We start from the raw sequence: 17,672 nt of genomic DNA, 5'->3' as shown, positions 1-17,672 counted from the left end.
CGATCGCGGCGACCTCCTCGCGGTCGAACAGCCGTTCGGCCGGCGGAATCGCCGGGTAGTCGTCGCCGTGCTCGTAGCCGGGCCACTCGCCGAACCGACCCGGGAACAGCTGTTTCGCCGTCATCTCCAGCTGGAACAGGTTCATGATCGGCCCCTGCACCGGGGTTCCGGAGGGGTAGAAGCGGTCGTTCTCGATCGCGGAGAGCCGGCCGGCGACCGAGTGGTCGGCCAGCTCCTCGCGGACCGCGCCGACGTCGTAGTAGGAGGCGATCCCGTACTGGTGGAGAATGACGTCGGGGTCGACCTCCAGCAGCCGCTCGTGGTCGTAGGCCGTCTCGTAGGTGACCTCGTCCGCGGCGAAGGCGTCGGGGACGTCGAACGGACGGACGTGCGCGTTCGCGAAGCCCGGCCCGTCGGTCCGGGAGGGGTAGTAGGTCCCGTCCATGTAGATGAGGGCGGCGACCGTCGGGCGCTCCTCGGCCGGCGGGAGGTCGCTCCGGATCGTCTCGATCAGGTCCTCGCGGACCGCGTCGAGCGCGGCGAAGCGCTCCGTCTCGCGGAAGGCGGCGGCGACGCGCTCGCCGATCTCGGGGAGCGCGTAGTACTCGTAGTCGTCGCGACACGGCTCCGGGGGGTCCGAGTGCCGGCGGCTGTAGACGTTCCCGAACCACGGCGCGACGTTGTCGCGGACCTCGGCCACGTCGGCCGCGCTCCAGCCGTCGAAGGACGCGAACAGGCACGGGTCCGCGAGGTGGAGGTCGCTGTCGAGCTCGTAGAGGAGCTCGCGGTCGACGGAGATGCCGCCGGAGCCGGAGTTGAGCTGCGTGAGCCCCTCGGCGTCGAAGGAGACGCCGTCGAGGCGCGCGTAGTAGGCGTCCAGCGTGTTCCCGCCCGCGTTCGCGTCGAAACCGAGCGAGTTCACCGCGCCGCCGTGACCGAGCGCGACCGCGAGGTCGGCGTACAGCAGGCTGTACACCATGACGTCCTCCGGGACCGCGTCGAACGCGACCTCGCCGGCCGGCGCCATCTCGGCCGTGTACGAGCCGTCCTCGCCGCCGGCACCGTCGCCGTCGGCCGAACCGCTCCCGTTCGAACCGCCGCTCGCCGAGCCGTCGTCTCCCTCGGCACCGTCCGGCGCCGGATCGGTCCCGGCGCACCCGGCGAGCAGTCCCGCGCCGGCGACGCCGCCGCAGTACCTGATCGCGTCGCGTCGCGTCGCGGGGGATCGGTCCGCGTCTGGTTCCATACGATTTAGGCCACCCTAAAGGATTAAATCGGTTTCGGATCTTAGGCTCGCCTAACACTTCGCCGAAACGGGAAGCCGGCGGCCGGAACCGGTCGGAACGGCCGGTCGAGCGCGCTTTGTCGGCGAGACGCTCGGCGGCCGGTCCGGCGCCTCGTCCACAGCGCTCGTCTGGATCGGCGCCTCGTCCCGGTGTCCGCGGATGTACACGGTCGACAGGTACCGCGGGGCGCCGGTCATCGTTCGCCCCCTCGGATCTCGCCGCCGACCTCGTTCGACGGGCGTTTGTCGGGTCCGTCGGCGCCACGATCGTCCTCCGGGGCGAAGAGCGCGGCGTACATCCACGCCCGAGCGCGTCGAAACCGAGCGCCGTCAGCGGCGTCTCGTCGAGGGCGACGACGCGCCCGGTGACCTCGTCGACGACGTCGGCGGCCTCGAACAGGTGCTCCGCCTCGCGGGCGAGCGCCTCCGCGACCGCGATGACTTCGTTCCGACGCGCGGTCGTCTCGCCGACGATCGTCCGCTTCAGCTAGGGGGTGGACGAGGCGTCGGTCGTCAGCGCGAGCGCCACCGCGACCGACTCGGTGAACTCCGAGCGGACCGTCTCCAGCAGCGACTCGGCGTCGGCGTCGTCGACGTCGGCGAGGCTGTGGGGCCGAGCCGTCTCGTGGAACGCACGTCGAACCTCCCGACAGCGAGCGTCGCCCGCGTATCGCCCCTCGCGAACGACCCAGTCGACGTAGTGGTCGGCGACGGCGGGCCAATAACGCGTGGCGACGTCGTCCCGGATCAGCGAGACGGCGGCGCGCGCGTCGTGGCCCGCGCTCACGACCGCCTGGTGGACCGTCTCGTTCGTCATCCATCCGGCCGCGTAGAGGCCGTCCACCGTGGCCCGTCCGGCCTCGCGGCCTACCGTTCCGGACTCGGCGCCGGCGATGTAATACTCGCCGCGTTCGAGTTCCATATCGGCACGTGCTATCCGTGTTCGGTTCCGATCCGAGATGACAAGGCTCCCCCTCGGGAGGCTGATCTCCGCGAGCGTATGTCCGGCTACCGGGGCGTCCTCGGCGACTTTGATCTGCTCGATACCGGATTGCTCAGACCAACAGTGTACAGCATTGCGCGCGATGATCGTGACTACTGTTGACGTGGGACGGCGCTCGACCGAGGTCAGCCGGTGATAGTGACCGGCCGCTCGGTCGAGAGCATGACGTCCTGCGTGATGCTCCCAATGAGTACCTCTTGGAGCCCCGACCGCTTACGCCCGCCCATGACGATGCTGTCGGCATCGCGTTCCGCCGCCACGTCGAGAATCTTCCGGGCCACCTCGCCCCCGATGGCGACGCGCTCGACGGGGATCCCCTCGTTCTCGAGGGTATCGGCCGCCTCGACTGCCGCGTTGATCTCCTCGAACGTGTGGGGAGGGGCCCCCTTGTAGTCCTGGTGACGGAACACGACGAGAACCGTCGCTTCAACGGTCTCCGCCGCCTCGGGCAGCCCCGCAACGTACGCCGCCTGATGATGGGCGCGTCCCGCGTCGGCGTCGACCGGTACCAGAACCTGTCGGATCCCCTCGCCGGGCACGCCCGTCTCGCTCGTGATGGTAACTGGCCGCTCGGCCGAGAGCATAACGTCCTGAACCGTGCTACCGAGCAGCACACGGGAGACGCCCGACCGCTTGCGTCCGCCCATAACGATCTCGTCGGCTTCGAGCCCCTCAGCGGAACGGACGATCTGGTCCGAGATACCGCCGTCGTCCACGGTTCGGGTCACGGAAACGCCCTCGCCCTCGAGAAGGTTGGCCGCCCCGACGGCCGCGTCGATGTCCGAGAACTCCACCGTGTCGGCGTCGCTGAACTCATCCGGAGGCACCACGAACAACACCGTCGCCTCGACATCGTCGGGGGCGTTCGGAAGCCGTGACACGTACTGTGCCTGGTGGAACGCGCGTTCCTCACTTCTGTCGACCGGAACGAGTACCCTGTACATCACATTTAATCATAGTGTTTATTAGACTATAATATCCACCAGTAGTTCCCACAAGACGATAACTCCAGAATTCGGAAACAGTAGACTGGACGGGGCGAACGATTTCGTATCGCGCTATGCGATTTACTCTGCCGCGAACGCGCGGACCGATTCGAACGAGCCGTCGGCGATAGCGCCGGCGATCCCCTCGATATCGGCGTCTCGAGGGACTTCGTGGGGGTACTTCCGGCTGAAGTACCGCAGGAGGTTCGCGACATCGCGTTCGAGGAACTCGCCGGCGTTCTCGTGGTCGACGGGGACCGCCTGCGGCCAGTCGAAGATCGTGACGCCGCTCTCCGCGACCGCGACGTTGTGTTCGGACATGTCGGCGTGGACCCAGCCGAGGTCGTAGGCGGTGACCAGCTCGCGGAGGACCAGATCGAGGACCGCGGAGGCCTGTTCGGGTTCGAGTCTCGCGCGCGAGAGTTCCGCGCCGTCGAACTTGTCCATCACGATGGCGTGGCGGTTGTGGTCGACGGGGCGGGGGACGCTCACGTCGGGGTACATCGCTTCCATCGCCTCGTACTCGCGCTCGGCCGCCTTGCGCGCGGTGTACATCCAAGAGACGTGGTCGCGGTCGGCGGTGTACTCGCGCTCGCGGTTCACCTCGCGGAAGTTGGTGTATCCCTCGCGGTGGTACTTCAGGGCGAGCGGCTTGAACGACTGGGCCTCGTACACGTCTCCTTCCTTGCCGAACCCCAGGGGCGAGCCCACGCCGTCGATGGTCTCGCGTTCGGAGAACGTGCGGAGCGCCAGGGCGTCGTACCCCTCGAACGTGAGTTGGTATCCCTCGTACTGGATCGTCTTCCGCTGGATCAGTTCGCGGTCGAGACACCGGTCGATCCGGTAGTCCACCTCCTCGCGCGTCAGGTCGGCGTAGTCGGGGATCTTGTCCCGGCGGACCCACTCCGAGAATCGCATCCCCTGCTCGACGCCCGAGAGGAGATAGAAGTCCTCGGGTTCGAGCTCCGCCATGTCGCCGGCGACGTTTCGGACCATACGCCCCCTACTCCGGGGATTCCTAAAAGGGACGCGCGTTCCGCGAGGCGGTGCGATAAATCTCATTCCGCGATAGCAAATCCCGTTTCGACCGGGTCGTCGTCCGAACGCAACCGCTTTCGGGACGGCGGGCGGAGAGGCGCGCATGACCGCGCCGACGGGCGACTGGCGGCTGATCCGAGAGGAGGCCCGTCCGGGGCCGATGCAGATGGCGCTCGACGAGGTGGCGGCGGAGACGGCGGCGGCGGGCGGCCCCGCGACGGTCCGCACGTACCGATGGGAGCCGAGCTGTCTCACGCTCGGCTACCGGCAGGACCCGGAGACGGTCGACTGGGCGTTCTGCGAGCGCGAGGGGATCGACGTGACCCGCCGACAGACCGGCGGCGGCGGGATCTACCACGACGGGCGCGGGGACGTCGCGTACTCCGTCGCGGTGCCGGCCGCCGACGTGCCCGGCGAACTGCTCGACTGTTACCACCTCCTCTGCGAGCCGGTCCTCGACGCGTTCGACCGCATCGAGATCGACGCGGGCTACGTCGAGGAGTCGGTGCCGGAGCTGTACCGCCCCGCCTGCTACCTCCGGGAGCTTCACCCCGCGCACGACGTGGTGGCGGGCGGTTCGGCGGAGCCGGAGGCCGACGGCGCGACGGAGGCTGGCGGCGCGGCCGGCGACGGCGACGAGGGCGCGACGGACCGCCGGAAGATAGCCGGCAACGCGCAGTACCGAAAGCGCGACGCCGTGATCCAGCACGGCTCGCTGACGTTCGCCGTCGACGCGGAGCGCCACCTCGGCGTCTTCTCCGACCCGCCGGTCACGCCCGAGGAGTTCCGCGAGCGCGTCGTCGGGATGGACGAGTTGGCCGACGCCGACCGGGCGGACGCCGCGGCGGCCGTCGAAGACGCGCTCGTCGCGTGGGTGACGGGCGGAGACGGCGACGAGGGCGGTGGCGACGAGGCGGACGGCGAGAACGGCCGGGCCGACGCGGTCGCGCTCGACCGCGACGGCTCGTGGTCGAGCGCGGAGCTCGCGCGGGCGGAGGAGCTCGTCGAGGAGAAGTACCGCGACGACGGCTGGGTCCGGATCCGACCGGGAAACGACGGCGCGTAGTCGCCGGAACGGGAGGGGAACCGGACCAACCGGTTCCGAAGGGGCTTTTTCAATCGCCCCCGTTGTAGCGGTATGAGTCTCAAGATCGGCGCGCACGTCTCGATCTCCGGTTCGCGGGCGTCGAACGATCCCGAAACGCCGCCGTACGGGAACATCGCCAACGCGGTGTTCAGACAGAAGCAGTTCGGCGGCAACTGCGGACAGATATTCACGCACTCCCCGCAGGTGTGGCAGGACCCGGACATCAGCGACGAGGAGGCCGCGCAGTTCCGCGAGGGGACCGAACGCGACCTAGTCGGGCCGTGGGTGATCCACACCTCCTACCTCGTCAACCTCTGTACGCCGAAGGAGGGGCTCCGCGAGAAGTCGCTCGACTCCATGCAGAAGGAGGTCGACGCGGCCGCGAAGCTGAACATTCCGTACGTCAACGTTCACCTCGGCGCGCACACGGGGGCCGGCGTGGAGGGCGGCCTCGACAACGCCGCGAGCGTCATCGACGACGTCGACGTCCCCGACGGCGTCACGATCCTCATCGAGAGCGACGCGGGCGCCGGGACGAAGCTCGGCGACGAGTTCGAACACCTCGCGGGGATCATCGACCGCACCGAGACGGACATCGACGTCTGCGTCGACACGGCCCACGCGTTCGCGGCGGGCTACGACCTCTCGACGCCCGAGGCGGTCGACGAGACCGTCGCCGAGTTCGACGACGCCGTCGGGTTGGAACACCTGGAGTACATCCACCTCAACGACTCGAAGCACGCCTGCGGCACCAACAAGGACGAGCACGCCCACATCGGCGAGGGCCACATCGGCGAGGCCGGGATGGAGCGGATCGTCAACCACCCGGACCTGACGGACGTGCCGCTGGCGCTGGAGACGCCGACCGAGAACGGGAAGAGCTTCGCGTGGAACATCGAGCGCGTCCGCGAACTGCGCGCGGAGTGAGCCCGGGGCGGCCGGGCCGTCGCGGGAGCGAAGGGGAGGAAACCCCCGAATTTAGTTACAATTGTCCGACGCGCCTTTATGTGGTCGGAGCCGAGATCCACGGATATGACCACCACTGAGGCGCTCCTCATCGGTCGTCGTCGCCGCTTGGCCCTCACGATGGTCGGCGGATTCGCCGGTCTGGTGGCGCTCTCGCTGGCGGTCGCGGTCGTCGCCGAGCGTGCGGGTCTCCCGACCGCGGCGGCGCTGACCGACCGGCTCGTCCCGCTGTTGGCGTTCTACGCGCCGGCGCCGATCGCGGCCGTCGGCGGGTACGCGCGCTGCGGCGGCCCGGCGTGTCTCGCGGTGGGCGCGGTGCCCGCGGTCGTCTTCGCCGCGCTCGTGGTCGTCGGGACCGTCTTCGGCGTCCCGGGCGTGGGCCCCGGCGACTCCCCCATCGGCGGGGTGACGATGGCCTTCGCCGCGGTCGGGCTGACCGGCGCGTTCGTCGGCTACTGCGCCGGCGTCACCGCCGCGCTGCTCTCGGACCTCGTCGGGTTCGGGAGCGGCGGCGACGGCGAGGGCGACGAAGACTGAGAGTCGGAGCGCGCCCGGGCGCTCGGCTTCCCCACGTTTAATTCGTCCCGCGTCGAACGCGGTGCCGTGCGACGCTTCTCCGCGGAGTACCTCGAACACACCCGGCAGGGGATGTGGGCCGACGACCGGGCGGCCCTCGCGGACCTCGAGCTGGCGAGCCGCCGCCGCGTCGTCGACGTCGGCTGCGGCACGGGCGAACTCACCCGCGTCCTCGCCGCGGAGGCGAGGCCGGACGCGACCGTGATCGGCGTCGACGCCGACACGGACCTCCTCGCGGTCGCCCGCGAGGAGACGGGACTCCCGTACGTCGCCGGCGACGCGACCCGGCTCCCGCTCCCGGACGGCGCCGTCGACCTCGCCGTCTGTCAGGCCCTCCTCATCAACCTCCCCGAGCCGGTCGCCGCGGTCCGGGAGCTCGCGCGCGTCTCCGCCGACCTCGTCGCCGCGATCGAACCGGACAACGGCGACGTGACGGTGACGTCCACCGTCGACGCCGAGGAGCGGTTGGAGCGGGAGGCGCGCGAGGCGTACCTCGAGGGCGTCGGCACCGACGTCGCCCTCGGCGACCGCGTCCGGGAGGCGTTCGCGGCGGCGGGCGTCGAGGACCTCCGCACCCGCCGGTACGTCCACGAGAAGCGGACGGCGGCCCCGTACGCGGAGCCCGCGCTGGCGTCGGCGGCCCGGAAGGCGTCCGGCGGCGGCCTCGCCGACCACCGCGAGGAGCTGGTGGCCGCGACCTCCGTGGACGCGTACGACGACCTCCGGCGGCGCTGGCGCGAGATGGGCCGCGAGGTGGTCGAGGCGATCGGCGCCGGCGAGTACGAGCGCGTCGAGCGCGTCCCCTTCGACGTGACCGTGGGACGGGTCGAGACCGGGGACTGACGGACGCGGCGTTCCGCCGCCGCGTCCGGAAGGTCGAAGTCGGACCGGGTCGACTCGGGACACATGCCGGCCGCACTCGTGACGGGTTCCTCCAGGGGTATCGGGCGAGCGATCGCGCTTCGGTTCGCGGACGACGGCTACGACGTCGCGGTCAACTACCGCACCAGCGACGAGGCCGCCGCGGCCGTCGCGGGGGCGGTCCGCGACCGGGGGCAAGCGGCGGTCGCCGTAGGCGCCGACGTCTCGGACCCCGACGCGGCGGCCCACCTCGTGGAGACCGCCGCCGACGCCCTCGGCGGGGTCGACCACGTCGTCAACAACGCCGGGATCGACCAGCACGTGTACACCGCGGACCTCGATCCCGACGACTTCGACCGGGTCATGGACGTCAACGTCAACTCCGCGTTCAACGTCACGAAGGCGGCGCTCCCGCACCTCCGGGAGTCGGAGGACGGCCCGTCGGTGACGAACGTCTCCTCCATCCTCGCGCACACCGGCGCGCCGGTCGAGTGCCACTACGCCGCCTCGAAGGGGGCACTCCTCTCGCTCACCCGGAGCCACGCCGGCGACTTCGCGCCCGAGATACGGGTGAACGCGATCGCCCCCGGCCACGTGGAGACGGACATGACGGGCGACCGGACGCCCGAGGAGAAGCGCGAGGAGCTGGCCGCGATCCCCGTCGACCGGTACGGCCAGCCCGAGGACATCGCCGACGCGGCCGCCTACCTCCGGGACGCGGGATTCGTCACGGGCGAGACGCTGAACGTGAACGGCGGGGAGCTGATGCGGTAGGCGATCAGTACTCCGCCAGTCCCGCCTCGATCCGGTCGAACCCCTCCTCCAGCCGGTCGACGGAGTTCGCGAACGAGAGGCGGAGCCGCCCGGGGGCCGTGTCGCCGAAGCCGTCGCCCGGCGCGAGCACGACGCCGTGCTCCCGCAGGAGGTACTTCGCGACGTCGATCGCGGGCGTGTCGATGCCGGGGTCGAGGAAGGCGTAGAACGCGCCCTCGGGGCGGGGAGCCGAGAGCCCGTCGATGGCGTCGACGCGGTCGACGACGAGGTCGCGACGCTCCTCGAACGCCCGGTACATCTCCTCGAACGGCTCCTGCGGGCCGGTCAAGGCGGCGATCGCGGCGTGTTGCGCGACGCTCGACGCGCAGGCCGTGGTCGACTCGCGGACCGTCGCGACCGCGTCTATCATCTCCCGGTCGCCCGCGAGCCAGCCGAGCCGCCACCCGGTCATCGCGTACCGCTTCGAGCAGGAGCCGACCGTCAGCACGTGGTCCGGGTGGCCGGTGTACGCGGCGATCCCCTGGGCGGGCCCGTCGTAGGTGAGCCCGAGGTACACCTCGTCGGCGATCACGTACGCGTCGTGGTCGGCCGCCGCCTCGACGACCGCACGGCACTCGTCGCGGTCGAAGACGCGGCCGGTCGGGTTCGAGGGCGTCGTGAGCACGACCGCCGCGGTGTCGTCGCTCATCGCGTCGATCACGCGGTCCGCGTCGAGGGCGAACCCCGTCTCCGCAGGCATGGGGACCTCGCGGAAGCGCCCGTCCGCGAGCGTCGCCTGCGTCTTGTAATTAGGCCACGTCGGGCCCGGGACGAGCAGCTCCTCGCCGGGCGAGACCGCCGCGAGGACCGCCAGGTGGAGCGCCTCCATCCCGCCGACGGTGACGACGACCTCGTCCGGGTCGTGCTCGACGCCGTACTCGGCGGCGAGCGTGTCGCTGATGGCCCGCCGACACGCGGGGAGCCCCGCGTTTGAGGTGTAGTGGGTCGCGCCGTCGCGGGCGGCGCTCGCGGCGGCGTCGATCACGTGCGCTGGCGTGTCGAAGTCGGGTTCGCCGACCTCCAACCGGACGAGGTCGCCGCCGTGACGCTGTGCGAGGTCGAACATCACCCGGATCCGCGAGCGTTCCGCGCGCCGGACGCGGTCGGTGGGCGTTGGCATACCGTCCACACGGCGAACCGAGCAAAAAACCGTCGGGTGGCGGCCAAACGCGGCCCGAGCGGAGGCGGAGCGGCGCCGTCGGCGTCCGCCGCCTACACCATGTCGCCGCGCACCGACGACCCCTCCTGCTCGGCCCGGCGCCGCTTGAGCACGTCCGCCGCCTCGCGGGCCACGTCCTCGTCGGCGCCGAGCATCCCGAGCGCGGCCGGGAGCGTCGGCATCGCGAGCGAGCCCGCCCGCAGGCGGTCGAAGGCCTCCTCGTCGCGGGTGCCGTCGACCCACAGGCAGACCCCGCGGGGGTCGAGCACCTCCTCGTAGGCGTCGCGGGCCAGCGCCCCCTTCAGGCGCTGGCGCACGTTGTCCTCGAAGCTCGCGTTACACACCTCTAGGTGGATCGGCTCGCTGTCGCCGGACTGCGTCCGGCTGCCAGAGGGACTACGTCCCTCGCTGTCGCCGACGAGTTCGGCCGCGAGGCACTTCTCGGGCGCGGCGTACCCGTTGTCGCTCGCGCGCACGCGGTCCGGGTGCGCCTCGGCCCACTCGGCCCGCACGGAGGTGCCGATCCCCTTCACGCCGTACTCGGCCTCGAACGCCGCCGCCGCGTCGGCGTCGCCGCCCATGATCACGTCCTTGGTGAGGTAGACGTCGAGGCGCTCGACGGGATCGAGGCCGAGCGCGACGTCGCCGAACGCCCACACCTCGCGGACGGGGACCGGCATCGTCTCGTTCTCGACCCGGTCGACGAGGGTCGCCAGCCGGTCGACCGCCTGTTTGCGGTTCATTGGCGGACCGTTGGCGGCACGCGGCCAAACCGGTTACGCTCGGGGGCGCCGGGCGTCCCGCGGGTCGCGGTTCAGAGGTCGTCGAGCCGCGCCGCGACCGACTCCCAGTGGCCGCCCTTCCAGAACCAGCGCCCGCAGTCGCGACAGCGCCACGCGGGGCGGGGGTCGGTGTCGGTGGCTGAATCGGAGTCGGCCGCGGGCGACGCGCCCACGTCGTCGGGGACGTACTCGGGCCGGTCGTCGGGGTCGACATCGGTACCCTCCGGGCCGACCCGCTCGACCGGGCCGTTACAGGCCCCACAGCGGGTCGGCTCCGCGGCGAGTGCCACCGGAAGCCCGGCCGCCGCGACCTCGCGGAGCTGGTCGAGCACGTCGCGCTCGGTCAGGAGGACCGCCCCGTGGTCGCGGTCGGCGGCGCGCGCCGCGAGTTCCCGATCGCGGGTGACGAGGAGTCGGTCCTCGTCGGCCGCGAGCGACAGGAGCCGGTCGTCGGCCTCGACCCCGCGGTCGAGCGCGTACGCCGCGTCGTACCCGCACATCCGGAGGTAGGTCGCGAGCTTGCCGCACATCGTGTCGACGAGGACGCGGGGCGCCATCAGCCGTCGAGGAACTCCCAAAGGCCGTCGACCGGGCGCGCGTTGATCACGTCGGCGGTCTCGGCCCAGCCGCGCCGGGCGGTGTGCACGCCGTACCGGGCGTTGTCCAGCTCGCGGGGCGAGTGGGCGTCGGTGTTCACGGCGATCGCGGCGCCCGCGTCGACCGCGGCGCGCACGGCGTCGCCGTCTGCGTCGAGGCGGGCGGGGTTCGCGTTCACCTCGATCGCGGTGCCGGCGTCGGCGGCGGCCGAGACGACGGCAGCCAGGTCGGGCGAGATCCCCGGGCGGCTGTTGATGATGCGGCCGGTCGGGTGGCCGAGGACGTCGACGTGGGGGTGTTCGACCGCGCGGACCAGTCGCTCCGTGGCGGCGTCGCCGTCCTGCCCGAGCGCGGAGTGCGGCGAGGCGACGACCAGGTCGAGGTCGGCGAGCGTCGCGTCGTCGGTGGTGATCGCCCCCTCCGCGTCGATGTTCGCCTCGATGCCGTGGAACACCGCGATCCGGGCGTCGTCGCCGGCGCCCGCTCCGTCGTCGGCGCTCGCGTCGTCGACCTCGCGGCCCATCACGGCGCCGTCGACCTCGCTCACCGCGTCTTCGACCGCCGCGGCCTGCTCCGCGATGTCGGCCTCGTCGAGGCCGGTGTTCCCGAAGATCCCCGGTCCGGCGGCGTGGTCGGAGACGACGTGGTAGCCGTAGCCGCGCTCCGATGCCGCTTCGATCATCTCCGCGATCGAGAAGCCGCCGTCCGACCAGTCGGTGTGGGTGTGGAGGTCGCCGCGCAGTTCAACCGTCTCGACGAGGTCCGGGAGCTCGCCCGCCGCGGCCGCCGCGACCTCGCCGTTGTCCTCTCGGAGCTCCGGCGGGACGAACGCCATGTCGAGCGCCTCGTACACCCCCGCCTCGCTCTCGCCGGCGACGCGCTCGCCGACGCGCCGGGAATCGGACTCGGCCCCGTCGTCGCTCGCGTCGTCTGCGTCGGCCCCGTCGTCGACGTCGCTCACGTCGAACAGCCCGTACTCGTTGAGCTTCAGGTCGCGGTCGATGGCGCGGTTGCGCACCGCGACGTTGTGGGCCCGAGACCCCGTGAAGTACTGGAGCGCGGCGCCGAACTCGTCCGGGTCGACGATCCGGAGGTCGACCCGGGTCCCGCTCGCGCGGACGCTCGCCTTCCCGGAGCCCGCCTCGATCGTCGCGTCCGCCTCCGACCAGCCGGTGAGCGCCTCGACGATCGGCTCGCGCGCGTCGCTGGCGACGAGGAGGTCGATGTCGCCGATGGTGTCCTTCCAGCGCCGGATCGAGCCGCACACCTCGGCGGACTCGACGGCGTCGACGTCGGTCAGGTACGAGAGCGCCGCGTCGGCGACGGGCCGGGCGTCGCCGAGCCGGGTCCGTTTCCGCGCCTCGCGGGCGAACGGGATGTTCGCTAAGATGTTCTCCTCGGTCTTCGCGCCGAAGCCGGAGACCTCCCGGATCTCGCCCGCCTCCGCGGCCGCCTCCAGCTCGTCGAGGGTGGTCACCTCGAGCGCCTCGTAGAGGCTTCCGACCGTCTTCGGGCCGACTCCCTCCACGGCGGTGAGCCCCGCCATGTCGGCCGGGAGCTCCTCGCGCAGGGCCTCCAGCTCCTCGATCTCGCCGGTCTCGAAGTACTCGACGATCTTCGACGCGATCGCGTCGCCGACGCGGTCGATCTCGGCGACCGCCTGTTCCCCCTCGCCCGCTAGGTTCTCGATCGGGGCGGTGTGCTCGCGGACGTTCTCGGCGGCGCGGCGGTACGCGGTCGGCTTGTACTCAACGCCGGTCGCCTCGAGCAGGTCGGCGAACTCCTCCAAGAGGGCGGCGACCTCGTCGTTCCGGCTCATTGGGTCGGGGTTCGGCCGGGCGCTCCTTATACTGACCGGCGCGGCGGACCCCCCGATCCGGTCAGCCCGCGGTGCGGTCGACCGGCGGCGCGGCCGTGTACCGTCGGACGAGGGCCACCAGCGCCGCGCCGAGGAGGACCAGTCCGCCGGCGACGCCGAAGGCGACGGCGTAGCTCAGGGCGGCGAGCCACCCGCCGGCGACGCTCCCGACCCCGCCGGCGAGGGCGCCGAGCGCGGCGTAGGTGCCGAGCGCCTCCCCGCGGATCGACAGCGGGGACAGCCGGGCGACGAGCGTCCCCGCGGTCACCGCGATCACCGCCCACGTCACCCCGATCACTGCGAAGACGGCCGCGGCGACGCCGAACCCGAGCGCGGCCGCGCCCCACGCCGCGCCGACGAGCGCGACCGCGGGGAGGGCGACCGCGCGCGTCGAGAGCGACGCGAGCTGGAGGAGCGCGGCGTCGCGGTCGGCGGTCAGCTCTCCCGCGGCGCCGAAGAAGGCCGCGGCGGCGAGGCCGTTTATCAGGTACAGCGCGAACACGCCGTCGGAGCCGAAGCCGACCGCGGTGAGGAACGCCGGCAGCGGCGCGAAGAACACCGCGAACCCCGCGAACGCGAAGAAGACGGCGAGGAAGTACAGCGCGAGCGCCGGGGTGAATCGCTCGACGAACCGGCGCGGGTGGAGCCCGCGGAAGTCGGCCCGACCGACGGTGACGGGGAACGCGGCGGTCCGGACGCTGAAGCGGTCGGCCGCGCGGATGGCGCGCCTGAGGCGCGTCCCCGACGCCCGTCGGTCGCCGCCGGGGCCCGGGTCCGCGGGCAGCGTGCGGACGCCGAGGGCGAGCCCGAGCACCGCGAAGGCCGCGAACGGGACGAACAGCCACCGGATCACGGTCTCGGCGGGGAGGAGTCGCCCGCCGACGCCCGTCCAGACCGCCCCGAGCAGCAGCCCGAGCGCCCAGCCGACGCCCTGGTACTGGTTCAACAGGGCGATCCGCTCGCTCCAGGCGCTCTCCGGGACGTCGGCGACCGCGAGCAGCGTCAGAACGGGCGTCGCCGCCGCGAACGCGAACCAGATCGCGCCGTTCGCGACGATCACCGGCGTCAACCGGTCCGTGAGCGGGATGACCCCGATTCCGACCGCGACGAGCGCCAGCATCGCGAGCACGATCGGGCGGCGTTTGCCGGTCCGATCGGCGATCCGACCGGCGCCGAGCGCGGCCGGGACCCCGACGACGGCGGCGACCGCGGCGAGCACGCCGAGCACGAACGGTCCCCCGCCGAGCTCGACGACGTACAGCGGGACGACGAGCGAGGCGCCTCCGAACGCGACCGACCCGAGCCCCCAGCCGTACAGCCAGCGTTCGGCCATGCTACCGGATGAGGCGGAAGTCGCATAGTCGCACCGATCCGAGGGGGCGCTCGACGGCGCGCTCGACGCTGCGGTGTCCGGAGAGCGGCGGTCGCCCGGCGCCACCGATAAGTCGCGCGGGCACCGAACGACACGCGTGTCCACCGACGAGACCGACGGGAGCGAGGGCGACCGCAACGTGTTCGGCGGCGAGCTGGCGCCCTGCGGCCGCGAGCCGACGACGGGGTACCTCCGCGACGGCTACTGCCGCGACGTCGACGGCGACGTCGGCGAGCACACCCTCTGTGCGGTCGTGACGGCGGAGTTCCTGACGTACAGCCGGGAGCGGGGCAACGACCTGATCACGCCGCGGCCGGAGTTCGACTTCCCCGGGCTGGAGCCGGGCGACCGGTGGTGCCTCTGCGTCGGCCGGTGGGTCGAGGCGGCCGACGCGGGGGTCGCGCCCCCGGTCGTGTTGGAGGCGACCGACGAGTCCGTGCTCCGGGCCGTCGACCCCGACCGGCTCCGGGAGCACGAGTTCGACCCGGAGGCGTTCGATCCCGATGAATTCGATCCGGAATCGCCCGGCGCGGACGAGTAACGCCGAAGCGGCGGCTACTCGTCGGCGCTCTCGGCGGCCGCGTCCAGCAACATTACCGCGCCGCCGAGGAGCGCGACGTTCTTCAGGAAGTTGATCTTGTTGCCGTGCCGCTCCTTCCCCTCCATCGTCCAGAAGTCGTGGATCGAGGGGGTGGTGCCGAGGAAGAAGACGATCAGCGCGCCGGCGGACGCGCGCGGGAACTTCCAGAAGACGACGCCGAGGTTGGCGACGAACAGCATCCCGGTGACGAACGGGACGAGCACGTCGGGCATCGGGACGCCCTTCTCCTCGGCGACCGAGACCCGCTTCTCGTTGTTCTTGAACCCGTCGACGGCCATGTACGCGAGGATGCCGCCGTAGAGGGCGCGGCCGATCGCCGACGGGGGATCGGAGGCGGACCCCACCGTCGGCGCCGCGTCGTCGGCCGAGGCCGCGTCGTCGTCGCTCACGCCGACACCACCTCGATGCGGCTGACGTTCGCGTCGACGCGCCCGACCGTCTCGTAGGCGCCGTCGTCGCCGCGACGCATGATCCGGCCCTCGACGTCGTCGCGCTGATCGGGCACGTCGAACAGCCCGGAGCCGCAGATCACGTCACCGTCGTGCACGGCCCACGTCTCGACGATCTCGTGGGGCTCGCCCGGGAACGGGACGCGCTCGAAGTCGCGGCCGAAGTTCGTCGACTCGAACAGCGCGACCTCGTGGTCGTCGTTCACCCACGCCGGCGGCGCCTCCTCGCCGCCGCAGAAGAAGACGGTGCCGTCGTGGACGAACACCCGCCGGATGTACGAGAAGTCGTTCCCGGCGTCGATCCGGCTCCACGACTCGCCCGCGTCGGTCGTTCGCCAGAGCCCGCCCTCGCCGACCGCGTGGCCGAGCCCGAGGTTCTCCAGGTCGTGGTCGAGGTAGCCGGTCGTCGCGAGCCACACGTCCTCCGAGATCGGGAGGATCTGGTGGACGTCGTCGACGATCGTGTCGCGCCGGTCCGTCCACGTCTGCCCGGCGTCGTCGCTGAGGTGGATCCCGCCGGCCTCGACGCCCGCGATCAGCCGCTCCGGTCGCCCCGGGACGGCCTCCAGCGCCCGGAGCCTGGCGTAGTGGGGGTCGATCGGCGACTCCCAGTGGCCGCGCGAGGGCAGGTCGCGGAACCCCTTCAGCTCCGTCCACGTCTCCCCGTCGTCGACCGAGCGGAAGATGTACGGGTCGTTCGTCCCGGCGTACAGCGCCCCGTCGGCGGTCGCGAGGATCGACCACACCTCGCTCTGGCCGGCGTGCCAGAAGCGGTCGCCGAGGGGAACCTCCAGGTCCTCCCACGTCCGTCCCCCGTCGCGGGAGCGGTACGCCCCCGTCGAGGACGCGACGAAGACGCCCGCCGCGTGGTCCCACGACTTCACCGCGGTGACGACCTCGCAGTCGAGGACCCGCTCGGCCTCGTCGCGCTCGAAGGGCACGTCGTCAACTCGATAGAGCCCGTCGTCCGTCCCGATCAACAGTGTCATACACGGCTACGTGCGTCGGACGCGTACTAAAGTTTTTACCAAGCTGTAAAACGCTAAGTGGCCGGGGGTGAAAGTGGAGAGCAGCGGGCATCCCGATTCCACACGCCATGACTACACCCCACCCGACCAAGCGGCCGACGGACGCGGCGCACCTCGACGACGACATCGACCCCCCGCGGGAGCTGCTCACCCTCCCGTGGATCGACGTCCACAACCACGCCCACACGCTCTCGTGGGACGACCGCGAGCGCTACGCGCTCTCCGGGTGTCGGTCCATGCTCATGCTCGCGTCCGGCTACCACTGGACCCCCTACAAGCCGGTCGCGGCCGACGACATCCGCTTCCTCTGGGACGACGCGATCAATCGCCGCGCGGCCATCGAGCGGAACCACTTCTTCGAGGCGAAGCTGGGGCTCGGCGTCCACACCGGCGTCCGCATCGAGGACCCCGACGAGCTGTTGGCGGCGATGGACGACTACTGCGCGCTCGACGAGGTCGTCGCGGTCGGCGAGACCGGCGTCGTCCCCGCCGGCCACGTCGAGGGGTGGGCGCTCGACGAGCAGCAGGCGGTCGTCGGGGCGCAGATGGAGCTCGCGCGCGACCACGGCCTCCCCGTGATCCTCCACACGCCGAACACGTCGACGGACGCGAAGCGGCCCTACCGCGACGGGCTGGGCGTGACGCCCGGCTACGAGAAGAACGCGGGGCTCGGCACCGACCCCGTCCTCGACGGCGAGAACCCCGCGCTCGACGCGGTCCGGCTCGACGTGGAGGCGATGCGCGACGCCGGCCTCGACGACGAGCGCGTCGTCGCCTCGCACGCCGACCGCAACAACACCGCGTACCTGATGGAACAGACCGACTGCTACCTGAGCTACACCATCGGTCACTCGTGGCTGGTCGGCGTCGACGCCGCCGACGTCGCCGACGTCATCGACGAGTACGGCCCCGACCGGATCATGGTCGACACCGACTGCGCGAACGTCCTCCGGACCGACCCGTACGCCCTCAAGCGCGCGATATTCGAGCTGTACCGGTACGGGATCGACGTCGACGACATCCGGAAAGTCGTGCTGGAGAATCCCCGGGAGGTCTTCGGGTTCGAGCAGGAGTAGACGCGATCCCGCCGGGACGATCCCGTCGGAACCACGTTCTGCAGGCAAGCCCCTGAGCGAGAGCGACGATCGCTTATAAATAACTACGGTGGCGCGCCCCGGTGAGCGGCCCTTTGGGCCGCGAACCGCCGGTGC

Annotated in this window: 18 protein-coding genes; 7 read left to right on the top strand and 11 right to left on the bottom strand. The window is 71.5% G+C overall.

Features of this window, described 5'->3' with window-relative positions; genetic code table 11:
• The 4 genes from DJ75_RS17705 to DJ75_RS17685 form a co-directional block, all read right to left on the bottom strand.
• Nucleotides 1-1,246: ABC transporter substrate-binding protein (locus DJ75_RS17705; RefSeq protein ID WP_094525828.1), on the bottom strand; the 1,246-nt coding region annotated here is incomplete at its 3' end.
• A 526-nt stretch (nucleotides 1,247-1,772) separates the two neighbouring features.
• A complete protein-coding gene (locus DJ75_RS19275) occupies nucleotides 1,773-2,207 on the bottom strand; it encodes a hypothetical protein (RefSeq protein ID WP_241881509.1) in 435 nt (144 codons plus the stop codon).
• A gap of 206 nt (nucleotides 2,208-2,413) precedes the next feature.
• Nucleotides 2,414-3,232, bottom strand: coding sequence for a universal stress protein (locus tag DJ75_RS17690; protein WP_094525825.1), 819 nt, complete (start codon nucleotides 3,230-3,232; stop codon nucleotides 2,414-2,416).
• Nucleotides 3,233-3,355: 123 nt separating this feature from the next.
• Nucleotides 3,356-4,270 (bottom strand): serine/threonine-protein kinase RIO2, encoded by a 915-nt coding sequence (locus DJ75_RS17685; protein WP_094525824.1) that lies wholly within the window; start codon nucleotides 4,268-4,270, stop codon nucleotides 3,356-3,358.
• Between the two features lie 145 nt (nucleotides 4,271-4,415).
• Between DJ75_RS17685 and DJ75_RS17680 the strand changes: the two genes are divergently transcribed.
• From DJ75_RS17680 to DJ75_RS17660, 5 genes are all read left to right on the top strand, one after another.
• Complete coding sequence (locus DJ75_RS17680) at nucleotides 4,416-5,378, top strand: biotin/lipoate A/B protein ligase family protein (RefSeq protein WP_094525823.1); 963 nt, start codon at nucleotides 4,416-4,418, stop codon at nucleotides 5,376-5,378.
• Between the two features lie 72 nt (nucleotides 5,379-5,450).
• A complete protein-coding gene (locus DJ75_RS17675; protein WP_094525822.1) occupies nucleotides 5,451-6,326 on the top strand; it encodes a deoxyribonuclease IV in 876 nt (291 codons plus the stop codon).
• A gap of 105 nt (nucleotides 6,327-6,431) precedes the next feature.
• Nucleotides 6,432-6,902 carry a hypothetical protein gene (locus DJ75_RS17670; RefSeq protein ID WP_094525821.1) on the top strand — a complete coding sequence of 157 codons (471 nt, stop codon included), beginning with the start codon at nucleotides 6,432-6,434 and terminating at the stop codon, nucleotides 6,900-6,902.
• A 66-nt stretch (nucleotides 6,903-6,968) separates the two neighbouring features.
• Nucleotides 6,969-7,784 carry a class I SAM-dependent methyltransferase gene (locus DJ75_RS17665; protein ID WP_094525820.1) on the top strand — a complete coding sequence of 272 codons (816 nt, stop codon included), beginning with the start codon at nucleotides 6,969-6,971 and terminating at the stop codon, nucleotides 7,782-7,784.
• 63 nt (nucleotides 7,785-7,847) lie between these two features.
• Nucleotides 7,848-8,576 (top strand): 3-oxoacyl-ACP reductase family protein, encoded by a 729-nt coding sequence (locus tag DJ75_RS17660; RefSeq protein WP_094525819.1) that lies wholly within the window; start codon nucleotides 7,848-7,850, stop codon nucleotides 8,574-8,576.
• A gap of 4 nt (nucleotides 8,577-8,580) precedes the next feature.
• Here the strand turns inward: DJ75_RS17660 and DJ75_RS17655 are convergent, their stop codons facing one another.
• From DJ75_RS17655 to DJ75_RS17635, 5 genes are all read right to left on the bottom strand, one after another.
• Complete coding sequence (locus DJ75_RS17655) at nucleotides 8,581-9,735, bottom strand: pyridoxal phosphate-dependent aminotransferase (protein WP_094525818.1); 1,155 nt, start codon at nucleotides 9,733-9,735, stop codon at nucleotides 8,581-8,583.
• Nucleotides 9,736-9,827: 92 nt separating this feature from the next.
• Nucleotides 9,828-10,517: a hypothetical protein gene (locus DJ75_RS17650; RefSeq protein ID WP_094525817.1), complete on the bottom strand. Its 690-nt coding sequence runs from the start codon at nucleotides 10,515-10,517 to the stop codon at nucleotides 9,828-9,830.
• Between the two features lie 71 nt (nucleotides 10,518-10,588).
• The gene (locus DJ75_RS17645; protein ID WP_094525816.1) at nucleotides 10,589-11,113 is read right to left on the bottom strand and encodes a Mut7-C RNAse domain-containing protein; all 525 of its coding nucleotides are present in this window, start codon (nucleotides 11,111-11,113) and stop codon (nucleotides 10,589-10,591) included.
• Nucleotides 11,113-12,972, bottom strand: a complete 1,860-nt coding sequence (locus DJ75_RS17640) for a helix-hairpin-helix domain-containing protein (RefSeq protein WP_094525815.1) — start codon at nucleotides 12,970-12,972, stop codon at nucleotides 11,113-11,115. The genes DJ75_RS17645 and DJ75_RS17640 overlap by 1 nt, the downstream gene beginning before the upstream one ends.
• A gap of 61 nt (nucleotides 12,973-13,033) precedes the next feature.
• Complete coding sequence (locus tag DJ75_RS17635; protein ID WP_094525814.1) at nucleotides 13,034-14,344, bottom strand: MFS transporter; 1,311 nt, start codon at nucleotides 14,342-14,344, stop codon at nucleotides 13,034-13,036.
• 136 nt (nucleotides 14,345-14,480) lie between these two features.
• Between DJ75_RS17635 and DJ75_RS17630 the strand changes: the two genes are divergently transcribed.
• Nucleotides 14,481-14,924 (top strand): DUF2237 family protein, encoded by a 444-nt coding sequence (locus tag DJ75_RS17630; RefSeq protein WP_094525813.1) that lies wholly within the window; start codon nucleotides 14,481-14,483, stop codon nucleotides 14,922-14,924.
• 14 nt (nucleotides 14,925-14,938) lie between these two features.
• Here the strand turns inward: DJ75_RS17630 and DJ75_RS17625 are convergent, their stop codons facing one another.
• Nucleotides 14,939-15,373 (bottom strand): DoxX family protein, encoded by a 435-nt coding sequence (locus DJ75_RS17625; protein ID WP_254922012.1) that lies wholly within the window; start codon nucleotides 15,371-15,373, stop codon nucleotides 14,939-14,941.
• Nucleotides 15,370-16,422: a sialidase family protein gene (locus DJ75_RS17620; RefSeq protein WP_094525812.1), complete on the bottom strand. Its 1,053-nt coding sequence runs from the start codon at nucleotides 16,420-16,422 to the stop codon at nucleotides 15,370-15,372. The genes DJ75_RS17625 and DJ75_RS17620 overlap by 4 nt, the downstream gene beginning before the upstream one ends.
• 107 nt (nucleotides 16,423-16,529) lie before the next feature.
• On the opposite strand from DJ75_RS17620, the gene DJ75_RS17615 reads away from it, so the two are divergent.
• Entirely contained in the window at nucleotides 16,530-17,537 is a 1,008-nt protein-coding gene (locus tag DJ75_RS17615; protein ID WP_094525811.1) for a TatD family hydrolase, read from the top strand.
• Nucleotides 17,538-17,672 lie beyond the last annotated feature (135 nt).

The sequence above is a fragment of the Halorubrum sp. Eb13 genome, from assembly GCF_002252895.1.
Taxonomy (GTDB): domain Archaea; phylum Halobacteriota; class Halobacteria; order Halobacteriales; family Haloferacaceae; genus Halorubrum.
This window is presented reverse-complemented; position numbering and strand designations above follow the sequence as displayed.

Coding starts and splice junctions, on each gene's coding strand:
- DJ75_RS17670 (WP_094525821.1), top strand. CDS start 6,432: ATGACCACCACTGAGGCGCTCCTCATCGGTCGTCGTCGCCGCTTGGCC.
- DJ75_RS17620 (WP_094525812.1), bottom strand. CDS start 16,422: ATGACACTGTTGATCGGGACGGACGACGGGCTCTATCGAGTTGACGAC.
- DJ75_RS17685 (WP_094525824.1), bottom strand. CDS start 4,270: ATGGTCCGAAACGTCGCCGGCGACATGGCGGAGCTCGAACCCGAGGAC.
- DJ75_RS17645 (WP_094525816.1), bottom strand. CDS start 11,113: ATGGCGCCCCGCGTCCTCGTCGACACGATGTGCGGCAAGCTCGCGACC.
- DJ75_RS17690 (WP_094525825.1), bottom strand. CDS start 3,232: ATGTACAGGGTACTCGTTCCGGTCGACAGAAGTGAGGAACGCGCGTTC.
- DJ75_RS19275 (WP_241881509.1), bottom strand. CDS start 2,207: ATGGAACTCGAACGCGGCGAGTATTACATCGCCGGCGCCGAGTCCGGA.
- DJ75_RS17660 (WP_094525819.1), top strand. CDS start 7,848: ATGCCGGCCGCACTCGTGACGGGTTCCTCCAGGGGTATCGGGCGAGCG.
- DJ75_RS17615 (WP_094525811.1), top strand. CDS start 16,530: ATGACTACACCCCACCCGACCAAGCGGCCGACGGACGCGGCGCACCTC.
- DJ75_RS17635 (WP_094525814.1), bottom strand. CDS start 14,344: ATGGCCGAACGCTGGCTGTACGGCTGGGGGCTCGGGTCGGTCGCGTTC.
- DJ75_RS17655 (WP_094525818.1), bottom strand. CDS start 9,735: ATGCCAACGCCCACCGACCGCGTCCGGCGCGCGGAACGCTCGCGGATC.
- DJ75_RS17675 (WP_094525822.1), top strand. CDS start 5,451: ATGAGTCTCAAGATCGGCGCGCACGTCTCGATCTCCGGTTCGCGGGCG.
- DJ75_RS17680 (WP_094525823.1), top strand. CDS start 4,416: ATGACCGCGCCGACGGGCGACTGGCGGCTGATCCGAGAGGAGGCCCGT.
- DJ75_RS17650 (WP_094525817.1), bottom strand. CDS start 10,517: ATGAACCGCAAACAGGCGGTCGACCGGCTGGCGACCCTCGTCGACCGG.
- DJ75_RS17640 (WP_094525815.1), bottom strand. CDS start 12,972: ATGAGCCGGAACGACGAGGTCGCCGCCCTCTTGGAGGAGTTCGCCGAC.